We start from the raw sequence: 15258 nt of genomic DNA on the forward strand, positions 1-15258 counted from the left end.
ATGCTGTACTATTTATTTGAATATTTTGACAAAACACTTGATGTGCCTGGAACAGGAGTTTTCCAGTATATAACATTCAGATCGGCTTTAGCATTTTTGCTTTCACTGCTTTTGTCAACTATTTATGGTAAAAGAGTGATTAACTTTTTGCGCCGTCAGCAAGTTGGAGAAACAGTTCGTGAGCTTGGTCTTGCAGGTCAGAACGAAAAAGCTGGAACGCCTACAATGGGGGGATTAATCATCATTTTTGCCACATTAATTCCGGTATTGTTATTCGCAAGACTGCACAATATTTATATCGTGCTTCTTATTGTAACCACTTTATGGATGGGAACAATTGGTTTTGTAGATGATTATATCAAAATATTCAAAAAAGATAAACAAGGACTAAAAGGTATTTTTAAAGTTATTGGTCAGGTTGGTTTAGGAATTATTGTAGGAGCTGTTTTGTATTTCAATCCTGCCGTTACAGTAAGAACAGATACCGGTCGTACAGATGTTTTTAGAACCTCTGCAAATACAACAGTAATATTGCCTGCGCCGGTTGAAGAAAAATCGACAGCAACGACAATTCCTTTTGTAAAAAACAATGAATTTGATTATGCAGAAGTATTGTCATTCATGGGGGACGGATATGAAAAATGGGCTTGGTTAGTGTTTATTCCGGTAGTAATTTTCATTATTACAGCGGTTTCAAACGGAGCTAATTTAACAGATGGAATCGATGGACTCGCCGCCGGAACTTCCGCAGTTTCCGTCCTCGCGCTTGGGATATTTACATTCGTTTCAGGAAATATCATTTTCTCAAATTATCTGAATATAATGTACATACCCAATTCAGGAGAAATGACCGTCTTTATATCGGCCTTTGTTGGAGCCTTAATCGGATTTCTTTGGTACAATTCATTTCCGGCATCAGTATTTATGGGCGATACGGGAAGTTTAACCATTGGAGGAATCATTGCTGTTCTTGCTATTGCTGTTCGTAAAGAAATATTGATTGTGTTATTCTGCGGCATTTTCCTTGCCGAAAGTGCTTCGGTAATTATACAGGTGACTTATTTTAAATATACGAAAAAGCGTTTTGGCGAAGGCCGAAGAATATTCCTGATGTCACCGTTGCATCATCATTATCAGAAAAAAGGATATCACGAAAGTAAAATCGTAACCCGTTTCTGGATTGTTGCTGTAATGTTAGCCATATTGTCAATCGTTACTTTAAAACTAAGATAGATGAGATTGGTTGTTTTGGGAGGAGGAGAAAGCGGTGTAGGAACCGCAATCCTTGGAAAGAAAAAAGGATATGATGTTTTTGTATCCGATTTTGGAAAGATTAAAGAGAGTTACAAAGAAGTTCTTATCATTAATAAAATAGCCTGGGAAGAAGAACAGCATACCGAAGATTTGATTCTGAATGCTGATGTGGTAATGAAAAGCCCCGGAATTCCGGAAAAGTCACCAATAATAAAAAAACTGGTTGCTGCAGGAGTAAAAGTAATTTCTGAAATTGAGTTTGCAAAACCTTACACAGAAGCACTCACAGTAGGAATTACAGGAAGTAATGGTAAAACGACAACAACAATGTTAACGTATCATTTACTGAAATCGGCTGGACTTAATGTAGGATTAGGAGGAAATATAGGAAAGAGTTTTGCCTGGCAGGTTGCCGAAAATAAATTTGATGCATACGTTCTTGAATTAAGCAGTTTTCAGTTAGACGGGATTATAGATTACAGACCTGATATTGCGATCATAACCAATATAAGTCCAGATCATTTAGATCGATATGAATATAAATATGAAAATTATATCAATTCGAAATTCCGAATAACGATGAACCAAACCGAAAGTGATTATCTCATTTACGATGCAGACGATGAGGCAAGCACAGAATGGTTAAAAAATAACAAAACAAAAGCAAAATTAATTCCTTTTTCACTGACGAAAAGTTTTGACGAAGGAGCTTCTATAAATAACAACAAAATGGAAATAAAGATCAACCAAGAAGAGTTTACAATGGATACAGAACACATTGCGTTAGAAGGAAAACATAATATGAAAAACGCAATGGCAGCAAGCTCTGTAGCAAAATTGATGCAAATTAGAAATGCAACAATTCGTGAAAGTTTATCTAATTTCCAAGGTGTTGAGCACCGTTTAGAAAAAGTATTAAAAATTCAGAACGTACAATATATCAACGATTCAAAAGCAACAAACGTTAACGCAACTTTCTTTGCTTTAGACAGTATGAATGTTCCAACGGTTTGGATTGTTGGAGGAGTTGATAAAGGAAATGATTACAATGAATTAATGTCATTAGTACGCGAAAAAGTGAAAGCAATTATCTGCCTAGGAGTTGATAATCGTAAAATTATCGATGCTTTTGGAGCTGTAGTAGATATTATGGTTGAAGTAAACAATATGAATGATGCTGTAAAAACAGCTCAAAGATTAACAGAAAAAGGCGATGCGGTTTTATTGTCTCCAGCTTGTGCAAGTTTCGATTTATTCGAAAACTACGAAGATCGTGGAAAGCAATTTAAACAAGCAGTTCACAACTTGTAAATAATAGTTTCAAGTTTAAAGTTTCAGGTTTCAAGTTCGATGCCTAAAACTTGAAACGTGAAACAAGAAAAACCTGAAACAAAAAAATTATGAAAGAACTAGTAAACAAACTAAAAGGAGATAGAGTAATATGGTCATTTGTGGCTTTATTAGCGCTGTTTTCGTTTATGCCTGTTTTTAGTGCGAGTAGTAATCTGGCATACATAGGTCACGGAACCGGAAATACTTTAGGTTATTTGATTAAGCATTTGGCTCACGTATGTATTGGCTTTCTGATTATTTACTGGGTTCATAAAGTGCCGTACCATTATTTTAGAGCGATTTCAAAAATTGCGCTTCCGGTAGTTTGGTTATTGCTGCTTTACACTTTGTTGAAAGGAACTGTAATTGCAGGAGCAAATGCAAGTCGTTGGATTCAGGTGCCGTTCATTGGAATTACGTTTCAGACTTCGACATTAGCGGCCAGCGTATTGTTTATTTACGTTGCGCGTTATTTGTCGAAAACAAAAGAAGAAAACGAACCGTTTCAAACCTCGTTTATTCAGCTTTGGGTTCCGGTTTTTATAACACTGGCATTGATTCTGCCAGCGAACTTTTCGACCACAGCGCTGATCTTTTCAATGGTAATGATGCTGACATTTATTGGTAAATATCCATTAAAATATATTGCTTTTATCATTGGTTCAGGAATCGCTATGCTGGCATTTTTCCTTTTGGTTGCCAAAGCGTTTCCGGAGTCAAGATTTTTCAGCAGGGTTTCAACATGGGAAAGTCGTATTATGAACTTTACCACAGATAAACCAGATGAAGATGATTATCAAATTGAAAAAGCAAAAATTGCAATTGCATCTGGAAGATTAGGCGGACTAGGACCAGGAAAAAGTGTTCAGAAGAATTTTCTGCCGCAATCATCTTCGGATTTTATTTATGCCATTGTAGTAGAAGAATATGGTTTAGTAGGAGGAGTTTCGATATTGGTTTTGTATTTGTTGTTATTGTTTCGATTTGTAATTGCATCACATAAAGCCAATACCTTATTTGGAAAATTAGTCGTCGTTGGTCTCGGATTTCCAATGATATTCCAGGCCATGATTAATATGGCGGTTGCAGTAGAATTGCTGCCGGTAACAGGGCAGACACTTCCATTAATAAGTTCCGGAGGTAGTTCGATCTGGATGACTTGTTTCTCTCTTGGTATTATTATTAGTGTAACCAAAAAAGAAGAAGAAATCGCCGAAGAGCAGGAAGAAAAAGCAAGAAGAAAAGAAGCGCTTCAAAGATTGATAGATAAAGAACTGGCAGAAGAAGACTTGCCAAATAATGAAAAAGAAGAAATTTACGAAGAAGAAGCCATGTATTCCATCGAAGACAATTCAAGAAACCCGATGAATGCAGTTTTAAACAAATAAAAGGATAAAATAGTTTAATAATAACTATTACAAGATATGACAAAGTATAAATTCATACTAAGCGGAGGAGGAACAGGAGGACATATTTATCCTGCAATTGCGATTGCAAACGAATTAAAATTACAATATCCTGAAGCTGAATTTCTTTTTGTAGGTGCCAAAGATAAAATGGAAATGCAGAAAGTGCCTCAGGCAGGTTATGAAATAAAAGGTCTTTGGATCGCAGGTTTACAGCGAAAACTGACTTTGCAAAATATGATGTTTCCTCTAAAACTGGCAAGCAGTTTATTAGAGTCAAGACGAATCATTAAAAAGTTTAAACCCAATGTTGTAATTGGAACCGGAGGTTTTGCCAGCGGACCATTATTGCAGGCTGCGGGTTCGGCAGGAATTCCAACCGTAATTCAGGAGCAGAATTCTTTTCCGGGAATCACAAATAAATTGCTGAGTAAAAAAGCAAATGCAATTTGTGTGGCGTATGAAAATTTAGAAAGATTTTTTCCGAAAGAGAAAATCGTTTTAACGGGAAATCCGGTACGTCAGGATTTAATTGATATTGATACAAAACGTGATGAAGCAATAGCTTTTTACGGTTTAGATACAAATAAAAAAACACTGCTGGTTCTGGGAGGAAGTTTAGGAGCCAGAAGAATCAATCAGTTAATCGAAAAGGAACTGGATAATTTTCTTTCGCAAGATGTTCAGATAATCTGGCAGTGCGGAAAGTTATATTTTGAAGATTATAAAAAATACAATCAGCAAAATGTACGAGTTGTTGATTTTATAGAAAGAATGGATTTTGTTTACGCGGCGGCAGATGTAATTATTTCAAGAGCAGGAGCGTCGTCAGTTTCAGAATTATGTATTGTGGGTAAACCGGTAATTTTTATTCCGTCGCCCAATGTAGCTGAGGATCACCAGACTAAAAATGCTCAGGCGATTGTAGATGCAAAAGGTGCAATTTTGTTGAAAGAATCTCAGCTGGAAAGCGAATTTAGCATTGTTTTTGAAGCGCTGCTGAAAGATGATGGAAAACAAAAACAATTAAGTACCAACATTAAAAAACTGGCAAGACCAAAAGCAACACAAGATATTGTTGCCGAAATTGTGAAGTTAATTAAAAAGTAAAATAAAGCAGAAAGGTTAAAGCCTGAGGCTTAATGCATAAAGCAAATTAAAATGAATTTAGATCAAATACAGAACGTTTATTTTATAGGTATCGGAGGCATCGGAATGAGTGCTTTGGCTCGTTATTTCAAGCATATTGGGAAAAATGTTTCCGGATATGATAAAACGCCTTCTATGCTTACAGCTGAATTGATCGAAAGTGGTATAGATATTCATTTTGAAGATAATATCGGTCTGATTCCTTCAGATTATTATGTTGAAAATACACTGGTGATTTTTACACCAGCAGTACCAATGACACACTCTGAGTGGAATTATTTTATAGAAAGACATTATCAGGTTAAAAAACGTGCCGAAGTTTTAGGAATTATTACAAAAGGTACGTTTAGTTTCGCAGTAGCCGGAACGCACGGTAAAACAACGACATCTAGTATTTTGGGGCATATTTTGCACGAAAGCGGTGCCGATGTTACGGCATTTGTGGGCGGAATTGTAGAGAATTACAACTCTAATTTAATTGGAACTGGAAAAACGGTAACGGTTGTTGAAGCAGATGAATTTGACCGTTCGTTCCTGCATTTACATCCAAATATTGCCTGTGTAACATCAATGGACGCAGATCATTTGGATATTTACGGAACAAGCGATGCAATTCAGGAATCATTTAAAGAATTTGCTTCAAAAGTAACCGATAAAAGCAAATTGTTTATAACCAAAGAATTACCTCTGGAAGGTGTTCAATGTGCTATAAATGAAGATGCTGTATATAAAGCATTTAATGTTCGAATCGAAGATGGAAGTTATGTTTTTGATGTGCAGACACCATCAGAAATTATGAAAGATCTTCGTTTTGGACTACCAGGTAAACACAATTTAATGAATGGGTTAATGGCTATTGCGATGGCAAAAACGTATGGCACCCCGACCGATGCCATTGCAAAAGCTATTGCCTCATTCAACGGAATCAGAAGACGTTTTTCGTATCAGATAAAATCTGAAAAGTTAGTTTATATTGATGATTATGCACATCATCCAACAGAAATAAATGCTGTTCATCAGGCAGTTAGAGAATTATATCCGGGACGTAAAGTTCTGGCAGTTTTCCAGCCGCATTTATTTAGCAGAACAAGGGATTTTGCCGATGGATTTGCAGAAAGTCTGTCTCAGTTTGATGAAGTGTTTTTAATGGATATTTACCCTGCACGTGAGTTACCTATGGAAGGGATCACATCAGAATGGCTGTTGGGTAAAATGACAAATTCGAACAAAAAAAATGTTGCAAAAGAAAATTTATTAGCGGAAATCAAAGCCAGTGATGCGCCAATAATTGTAACAATAGGAGCTGGTGATATTGGTGAAATGGTACCATCAATTAAAAAAATGCTGAATGAAAATATTTAATTGGACAAATATTCGATTAGTACTCATTTTAGGGCTTGTACTTTTTTTATACTCTTTCGCGCAGCACAGAAATGGAGATAGAAAATTGAAAAAATCTATGGTCATTTTTGTAGGTGAAAATACGCTTTTTGTGAAGCCGGAAACGGTTAATAAATTGTTGATAGAAAATAAAAGAGACGCTTCCAGTATTAGAAAAGATGAAGTAGATTTGAATAAGATAGAGAAAACTCTTGATACGCAAGACATGATTGAGAAGTCAAATGTTTTTGTAAGTATCGATGGCGTTCTAAAAGCGGTAGTAAAACAGAAGACACCAATAGCAAGAATCTATAATGGTGATCGCTCTTTTTATATTGACTATGAGGGAGGTAAAATGCCCTTGTCAGATAATTTTACGGCGCGAGTTCCGCTTGTTTCTGGGGCAATAAATGAAAAAAATAACGAAGATTTAGCTGCTTTATTTCGCACAATTTACGATGATGCGTTTTTGAAAAAAAACATCATTGCGATTCAAGTTATGCCTAATGGAAGCCTAAAAATGTTTAACCGAAACTATGATTATGTCATAGATTTTGGTCGTACAATGAATGTTGATAAAAAATTTAGAAATTATAAAGCCTTTTTTCAAAAGGCTGTTTTAGATAGCACATTATACAAATACAATAAAATTGACCTTAGGTTTACGGAACAAGTAGTTTGCACAAAATAATAGAAAATGGAAAAAGATAACATTGCAGTAGGTCTAGATATTGGAACGACAAAGATAGTTGCCATGATAGGCAAGAAAAACGAGTATGGTAAATTGGAAATTTTGGGTATTGGTAAATCCAAAAGTCTGGGAGTGGCACGAGGAGTTGTAAACAACATCACGCAGACTATTCAATCTATTCAGCAGGCAATACTTGAAGCAGAAAATAACTCAGGTTACAAAATAAAAGATGTTGTTGTGGGTATCGCCGGACAGCACATCAGAAGTATTCAGCATACTGATTACATCAGCCGTAATAATCCGGAAGAAGTAATTGGCGAAAAAGATATTCAGCTTTTAATCGATCAGGTTAACAAACTGGCTATGCTTCCGGGAGAAGAAATTATTCATGTTCTTCCTCAGGAGTTTAAAATTGATGGACAGTCTGAAATAAAAGAACCAATTGGTATGTACGGCGGAAGATTAGAATCAAGCTTCCACGTTGTAGTTGGGCAGGCATCTTCTATCAGAAACGTAGGAAGATGTATTCAGAGTTCAGGAATCGAATTGTCTGGTTTAACATTAGAGCCATTAGCTTCTGCTGATGCCGTTTTAAGTCAGGAAGAAAAAGAAGCTGGTGTTGCGCTTATCGATATTGGAGGCGGAACAACAGATTTGGCGATTTTTAAAGATGGTATTATTCGTCATACAGCAGTAATTCCTTTTGGAGGAAATGTAATTACAGATGATATCAAAGAAGGCTGTTCGATTATCGAAAAACAAGCAGAGCTTTTAAAAATAAAATTCGGATCTGCATGGCCGGGAGAAAATAAAGACAACGAAATTGTTTCTATTCCGGGTTTAAGAGGAAGAGAGCCAAAAGAGATTTCATTAAAAAATCTTTCAAAAATTATCCACGCTCGTGTAGTGGAAATCGTTGAACAGGTTTTTGCAGAAATCAAAGCTTACGGGCATGAAGATCCTCGTAAAAAGTTAATCGCAGGAATCGTTCTTACTGGTGGTGGTGCGCAACTAAAGCATATTAAGCAATTAGTTGAGTATATTACTGGTATGGATACCAGAATTGGATATCCAAACGAGCATTTAGCAGGAAACTCAAGCGAAGAAATCTCAAGTCCGTTATTTGCAACAGCAGTTGGATTAGTAATGAACAGCATCGAAAATAGTACGCAAAGTGCTATTAGATTGGAAGTTGTAAATGAACAGCCAAAAGTAGTTTACAGAACTGTTGAACAACCTGTGCAGCAACGATACGAAGTTGAAGAAAACTACGTTGAGAAAGTAGAGGCTATTGAGGAATCAAGACCAGTAAGGACTAAAGCCGAAGCAGAATCTACAGAAACAAAAATCAGAAGATCATTTTTTGATAGATATGTCGACAAAATCAAAGATTTTTTAGACAACGCAGAATAATAAAAGAGAAGGATTACTTTCTGGCCCCAAGTCAAGAAGTAAAAAATGTACTAAATAAGAATTTCAAAAAACCAAAAAGATGATGAGCAACTCAGAATTTGGAAGTATTTCATTTGATTTACCAAAAAACCAATCAAATGTAATCAAAGTAATAGGTGTAGGTGGAGGAGGTAGCAACGCTATTAACCACATGTTTAAACAAGGTATTAAAGGTGTTGATTTTATAGTTTGTAATACAGATTCACAAGCACTGCAGAACAGTTCAGTGCCTAACAAAATTCAGTTAGGTATGAATTTAACAGAAGGTCTTGGCGCAGGAGCTAATCCTGACGTGGGACAGCAATCTGCTATTGAAAGCATTGCTGACATTGAAAAAATGTTAGACCGCGGGACAAAAATGGTATTTATTACCGCTGGTATGGGTGGAGGAACCGGTACTGGTGCAGCTCCCGTTATTGCACAATTAGCAAAAGAAAGAGAGATCTTAACAGTGGGTATCGTGACTATTCCGTTTCAGTTTGAAGGGAAAGTACGTCAGGAGCAGGCACTTTTAGGAATCGAGAAACTACGTAAACAAGTAGATTCTTTAATTGTAATCAACAACAATAAATTAAGAGAAGTTTACGGGAATTTAGGTTTCAAAGCCGGATTCTCTAAAGCAGATGAAGTTTTAGCAACAGCCTCTCGAGGTATTGCCGAAGTAATTACGCACCACTATACTCAAAATATCGATTTACGCGATGCTAAAACAGTTTTGGCAAACAGCGGAACAGCTATTATGGGATCTGCTGTGTCAGAAGGAGAAAACAGAGCAAAAGATGCAATTGTATCAGCACTGGATTCACCATTATTGAATGACAACAAAATAACAGGAGCCAAAAACGTATTGTTGCTTATCGTTTCTGGATCTAACGAAATAACACTTGACGAAATCGGTGAGATCAATGATCACATTCAGGCAGAAGCGGGTTATAATGCTAATATTATCATGGGGGTTGGAGAAGACGAAAGCCTTGGTGAAGCTATTGCTGTAACTATTATCGCGACTGGTTTTGATGTCGAGCAGCAAAACGAAATTGTTAATACAGAGCCTAAAAAAATCATTCACACGTTAGAAGATGAGCAGAGAAGTGTTCATAATTTAACAAACAAACCGCTTACTTCTTTTGATTTAAATGCAGAAACACCTACTGCAAAATCAGAAGAGAAGATTGTTTTTGATTTAATGGAAGATACGGTTGCTCCCGTACAAACTCCAGTTGCTCCGGTAACAACACCAACAATCAATCAGGAAGAATTGGTAGTAATGTCTGAGTTTATTAAAAACCTAGATGTAACTTTTGAAATTGTTTCACCAATTACTGATATTGATTTTAAAATTACGACTCCGGCAGCAGAAACGGTTCAGGAAGTAAAACCAGTACAGCAAAGAACTTTTGAAAGAGAAGAACAACAAACTACTTTTTCATTTGATTTACCACTTTTCAAATCAGAGCCTGAAGTGAAAAGAGAGCCAGTTGCAGAACAGGACAATAAAATTGTTTTTGAGTTATCAAATGAAACTCGTAACATTAAAGTAAACGATCCGGTTTCATTTGTACCGGTAACAGAACTTTCAGATAACGGAATTATCAAATATTCGTTAGAAGAATACATGGAAGTTGAAAACGATTTAATGGCTTCAAAACCAGTTGAAAAAGTGGTTGAAGATGTAGTTCCTGAGGAATTAAATATTACATTAAAGTCAAGAGCTGATTTTGCAAGTCAGCCGGATTATACAACAACTTCTGAGGTTTCTCCAATGGAATTAACAATTGAAGAAACACTTCGTTTAAGAGCAGAAGAAAGAAGAAAGAAACTAAAAGAATTTAATTATAAATTTCACAATAACGTTTCAAGAATTGATGAGTTGGAAAAAGAGCCGGCTTACAAAAGATTAGGAATCGATTTGTCGAATTCTCAGTCAAACAATACAAATTCTAGAATTTCGGTAGGAACAGATAGTAACAACGATTTGCAATTGCGTTCAAATAATTCATTTTTGCACGACAACGTAGATTAATTTTGCAATCATAATATAAGGATAGCCCGAAAATTGGATTTAATTTTCGGGTTATTTTTTTTATCTTCGCACAGAATTTAGAAATTTGACTTCTTTATTTAACTTTTAAAGTTAATTTCTGTTGTCAGTTCAAGTGAAAGCGAAAAAGACTTTCAATATCAATAATCAAATTTATAAGCGCAGCTTATTTAAATAAAAAATAGTAAAGATGAGTTTACAGGCAAAAATCATGGATGAGATTAAAACGGCCATGAAAGCAAAAGATACAGTAGCATTAGAAGCATTAAGAGCAGTAAAATCTGAATTATTGTTAGCTTCAACAGCTTCAGGATCTAAAGAAGATTTAAAAGAAGACGAAGAAATTAAATTACTTCAAAGATTAGTAAAAACACGTAAAGAAAGCGCAAGAATCTTTACAGAACAAAACCGTCCTGATTTAGCTGAACCAGAATTAGCTCAGGTTGCGGTAATTGAGAAGTTTTTACCGGCTCAGTTAAGCGAAGCAGAAGTAGAAGCTGTAATTGCAAAAATCATTGCAGAAACAGGCGCTTCTGGAATTGCTTCAATGGGTAAAGTAATGGGATTAGCATCTGCACAATTAGGCGGAACTGCTGAAGGAAAAACAATCTCTACAATTGTAAAAAAATTACTTTCGTAAATAATTTTAGATTTCGGATTTTAGATTAATCTGAATTCTAAAATCATAAATCTAAAATAAAAATGACCACGTAGTTCAACTGGATAGAATATCAGATTTCGGCTCTGAGGGTTGGGGGTTCGAACCCCTCCGTGGTCACTAAAATGCTAAAAAAAGCCTGAGATTTTTTTCTCAGGCTTTTTTGTTTATCGTAAATAATTCTTGATTTTGTAAACCTTTTAGAAAATAAAAAATAGGCGAAGTATTAACTAAAAAATATAAATCGAATTGATTCTATTGAGTTTACGATTATGAAGAAAATAAATTCATAAAACTTCCAACAACAATCACTGAGTTTTCTACGTAAAATAAAATTAAAAAACCGTCTCAAATTTATTGAGACGGCTTTCTTAAATAAGTTGTTATGCAGTATTAATTACCAAATGTATATCTAATGGTAAATTGTGCCTGCCATACATCAAACGTTGAAGCATTCTTTTGGAATGTATCTTTAATTAAGACTTTTGTTCCATCTGGATTAGTTTGTGTAGCTAACTGATAAACTGGTACGTTTGCTGTAGTTGTAGAGTTGTAAGCCAATACGTTTGGATTAGTAGCTCTTTGAGTAACTCCCCAGTCTTTATTAATCATGTTTGTAAAGTTCAAGATGTCTGCTCTTACCTGGAAAGAATTCTTTTTACCACCAATTTTGATGTAGATATCCTGAGTAAGAGAAAGATCTAATCTGTGTAACATTGGCAGGATCGCTCCGTTTCTTTCAGCATACTGACCTCTTCTTGTACGAAGGTATTTATCCTGATTGATGTAAGCGTCAAATGCTTCCTGTTGTTGAGCTTCTGTATACGTTGTTACAACATTTGCACCGTTTACAACATTTGTTACTGATAATGGTGCGAAACGTACTTCTGAAGCACTGTTAGGAATGTACATAAGATCATTTCCATTCACACGGTCTCCATTCATATCTCCACCGTATGCATATGTAAATGGATTTGCCTGTTCTCCAATATAACCTAAGTTAATAGAAGTAGCACCGCCTAAACCTTTACCATATTCAATTCTGTATCCAATAACCCCAACAAGTCTGTTTGGAGTATTGTTGTTTGATGCAGAAACAGCTAAATCATTATTTCCGTTTACAGATCTTGCACCAGTCCATGAACCAGATGCGATTGATCCCGGAGAAATCAAATCTGTTGCCTCAGAGTGTGTGTAGGCAAAAGATCCCCAAAGACCATTTTGATATGGGTACTCTAATTTGAAAGTAGTAGAGTAGTAGTAACCTTTGTCAGAATTTGTTAATACAATACCGTTAGAAACATTATCATTTACTCTTGTTCCGGCATCGTTACGAGAATATCTTGGTCTGTTGTCAGGTCCTGCAAAAGTTCCTACCGGACCATCAAAGTTGGCGTTGTAATAATCAATAGCGTTAATGTTTTTCTGGATAATACCTTCAACAGTACCTACGAAACCAAACGGAAGTTTTTGATCTACTGCCATTGTTGTTTTCCAAACTTGTGGATATTTGAATTTTTTATCTGTAAACGCTAAATCAAAAGTAGTTGGCAAAGTTGGAGTTGATGGTGTAAAATATTCAGCAGGTCTTGGTGTAAAACCATATCCTCCGGCTGCTAAAGCAGGACCACTTACATCAACAAATCCTGTAAGTACACCATTGTTTCCAATTTGATTTGAAAGATAAACAGATGGAGCTCTTCCTGTAAAAATTCCAGAACCTCCGCGAATTAATGTAGAAGCATCTCCATTTAAATCTAAGTTGAAACCTAGTCTAGGTTCAAATAAGTATTGTGCATCTGGCATTTCTCCTGTATTGAATTTTTCTCCATTAGCAAAAGTCATAGCTGTTACTGCAGGGTTTTCTAAAGCAGTGTCTGCAAACCAAACTCTAGAAGCTCTAAGACCAATACTTACCTTAAGTTTATCGCTTAATTTAATTTCATCCTGAGCATATAAATCAAATTTATTAGACTTTAAAACCTGCATTGGTTCTTCGCCTCCGGGTAAAGCAGAATATCTGTATTGAAAACGTGCAGGAGACGTATTGGTAGCAGTTGAAGGTTTGCCTCCGTTTACGATAGATTCATCTGCAGCAGCATAAAAATCAGCCAGAGAGTTAAATACATAAACTCCGTTTGAACCTGAGAAAAATAAGTTGCTTGATTTGAAATATTCAAAATTAGCTCCTAAAACAATAGAATGTTTACCAATTGTTTTAGTTAAATTGTCTGTAAAGTGAAGTGTAGAATAGCTAAGTTTATTTCCTTGTGTAAAAGGATCTAAACCAACAGAGATATAAGTTGCAGCACCATTTTTAATATCAATAGTTGGAAATAATCCACCGCCTTGTAAACCTCTGTCTTCAATTTGTTTGTCATAACCAGCAATAAAGTTGTTGTACCATGAATTTCCAAATTTACTGTTTAACTCTACTACGATAGATCTTGTGTTATCTAAAATAGTATAACCACTGTTTTTAAAAGACATTGCCAACGGACTTGTTCTTCTGTTACCAAAACCTAAAGAGTTTGAATTTGAAGTTAACTCATCAGAAGATGAATTGTGGAATACATAACGAGCAGTAAGTTTATGATTGTCATTAATATTCCAGTCAATACGAGTTAAGAATTTTTTAGATGTTTTTGCTGCATCATAATTTTCCCAAGGACCAGTTGCATATCCAAATTTATCTCTCATGTAATTAGAAAGAGTCTCCATTTCTGTATAGCTTGGAGCAGAAATCTGCGCTCCTCCATTTGGAGAACCTGTAGATGTCCAGGTTGTAGCAGGACTTGTATTTTCGATAGTTTCGAAGTTACCAAAAAAGAACAATTTATTTTTGATAATCGGTGCGCCAACACGTGCACCCCAGATTTTTTCGTCGAACGTTCCAGGTTTGATAGTTACATCTTTACCAGGATGAGTTCCAATAAAACTCTTTTTGTTATTTCTGAAAGAATTGTAAACCGATCCTTCAATTTCATTAGTTCCACTTCTTGTTACAGCATTAATACCAGAACCTAAAAATCCTGACTGACGAATGTCAAATGGAGCAATATTTACCTGAAGCTGTTCAATAGCGTCAAGAGAAATTGCTGTAGATCCGGTTCTTCCTCCAGCTTGTGACTCAGAACCAAGACCAAATCCGTTGTTAAAAACAGAACCGTCAATTGTAAAATTGTTTAATCTTGAATCCTGACCGCCAAAAGTTCCATTGGCACCAGCATTAGCATTGTATTTTGTAACCGCGTTTACAGAACGTGATCCTAAAACAGGAACGGCTGTAATTTCTCTGTTTGAGAATTGTTGAGAAGCTCCCGTTCTCCCTTTATTAAAATTCCCTTTTGATTTTGTAGAAACTACAACTTCTTGAAGAGCATTCGATTCTTCCTCAATTTTAACATTGACAGTCAGGTTACTTCCTAAGCCAACATTAATATCTGTTATTTCGGAAGTTTTATATCCCATATAGCTTACTTTAACTGTGTACGGTCCGCCTGGTCTTAAACCCTGTGCAGAATATCCGCCGTCAAAATCTGAAGTAGAAAAGTACTTTGTACCTGTTGGTTTATGAACAATTTCTACTGTTGCTCCGGGAAGTGCCTCCCCTTTGTTTGATTTAATAGTACCGGACATAGCAGAACCTGTTACTTGTGCATGCCCCAATGCTGTTAAAAAAATAATCAAAACAAAAATAATTTTTTTCATTTTTTATGTTATAAGTTTAAATTTTTAGCAAAATTATAACATTTGAAAAGCGAGGTGTTAACGGAATGTTAGCAAAAGGGTATTTTTGATGTGTTTTTGGGAAAAAAGAGACAATCTTAATTTGATATATTTTTGAGGTGATGAAGCTTCAAAAAAACAAAAGCCTGAAAAGAAATCACTTTTC

The 15258-nt window shown here is 35.6% G+C and carries 10 protein-coding genes and 1 tRNA gene; 10 read left to right on the forward strand and 1 reads right to left on the reverse strand.

Features of this window, described 5'->3' with window-relative positions:
• The 10 genes from mraY to ABD859_RS09565 all read left to right on the forward strand — a co-directional run bounded on the left by mraY (position 1) and on the right by ABD859_RS09565 (position 11483).
• Entirely contained in the window at positions 1-1233 is a 1233-nt protein-coding gene (gene mraY, locus ABD859_RS09520; RefSeq protein WP_345143421.1) for a phospho-N-acetylmuramoyl-pentapeptide-transferase, read from the forward strand.
• Complete coding sequence (murD, locus tag ABD859_RS09525) at positions 1234-2565, forward strand: UDP-N-acetylmuramoyl-L-alanine--D-glutamate ligase (protein ID WP_345143424.1); 1332 nt, start codon at positions 1234-1236, stop codon at positions 2563-2565. It abuts the gene before it with no gap.
• Positions 2566-2654: 89 nt separating this feature from the next.
• Complete coding sequence (locus ABD859_RS09530) at positions 2655-3974, forward strand: FtsW/RodA/SpoVE family cell cycle protein (RefSeq protein ID WP_345143427.1); 1320 nt, start codon at positions 2655-2657, stop codon at positions 3972-3974.
• Positions 3975-4010: 36 nt separating this feature from the next.
• The gene (gene murG / locus ABD859_RS09535) at positions 4011-5102 is read left to right on the forward strand and encodes an undecaprenyldiphospho-muramoylpentapeptide beta-N-acetylglucosaminyltransferase (protein WP_345143429.1); all 1092 of its coding nucleotides are present in this window, start codon (positions 4011-4013) and stop codon (positions 5100-5102) included.
• A gap of 51 nt (positions 5103-5153) precedes the next feature.
• Complete coding sequence (gene murC / locus ABD859_RS09540) at positions 5154-6503, forward strand: UDP-N-acetylmuramate--L-alanine ligase (protein WP_345143431.1); 1350 nt, start codon at positions 5154-5156, stop codon at positions 6501-6503.
• Positions 6490-7212, forward strand: a complete 723-nt coding sequence (locus tag ABD859_RS09545; RefSeq protein ID WP_345143434.1) for a cell division protein FtsQ/DivIB — start codon at positions 6490-6492, stop codon at positions 7210-7212. The genes murC and ABD859_RS09545 overlap by 14 nt, the downstream gene beginning before the upstream one ends.
• 6 nt (positions 7213-7218) lie before the next feature.
• A complete protein-coding gene (ftsA, locus tag ABD859_RS09550) occupies positions 7219-8625 on the forward strand; it encodes a cell division protein FtsA (protein WP_345143437.1) in 1407 nt (468 codons plus the stop codon).
• A 79-nt stretch (positions 8626-8704) separates the two neighbouring features.
• The gene (ftsZ, locus tag ABD859_RS09555; protein ID WP_345143440.1) at positions 8705-10687 is read left to right on the forward strand and encodes a cell division protein FtsZ; all 1983 of its coding nucleotides are present in this window, start codon (positions 8705-8707) and stop codon (positions 10685-10687) included.
• 208 nt (positions 10688-10895) lie between these two features.
• Positions 10896-11345, forward strand: a complete 450-nt coding sequence (locus ABD859_RS09560; RefSeq protein ID WP_281235175.1) for a GatB/YqeY domain-containing protein — start codon at positions 10896-10898, stop codon at positions 11343-11345.
• A gap of 64 nt (positions 11346-11409) precedes the next feature.
• A tRNA-Arg gene (locus tag ABD859_RS09565) sits at positions 11410-11483 on the forward strand.
• Positions 11484-11756: 273 nt separating this feature from the next.
• Here the strand turns inward: ABD859_RS09565 and ABD859_RS09570 are convergent.
• Positions 11757-15074 carry a TonB-dependent receptor gene (locus ABD859_RS09570; RefSeq protein WP_345143443.1) on the reverse strand — a complete coding sequence of 1106 codons (3318 nt, stop codon included), beginning with the start codon at positions 15072-15074 and terminating at the stop codon, positions 11757-11759.
• Positions 15075-15258 lie beyond the last annotated feature (184 nt).

It is taken from the genome of Flavobacterium ginsengiterrae (genome assembly GCF_039539785.1).
GTDB lineage: Bacteria > Bacteroidota > Bacteroidia > Flavobacteriales > Flavobacteriaceae > Flavobacterium > Flavobacterium ginsengiterrae.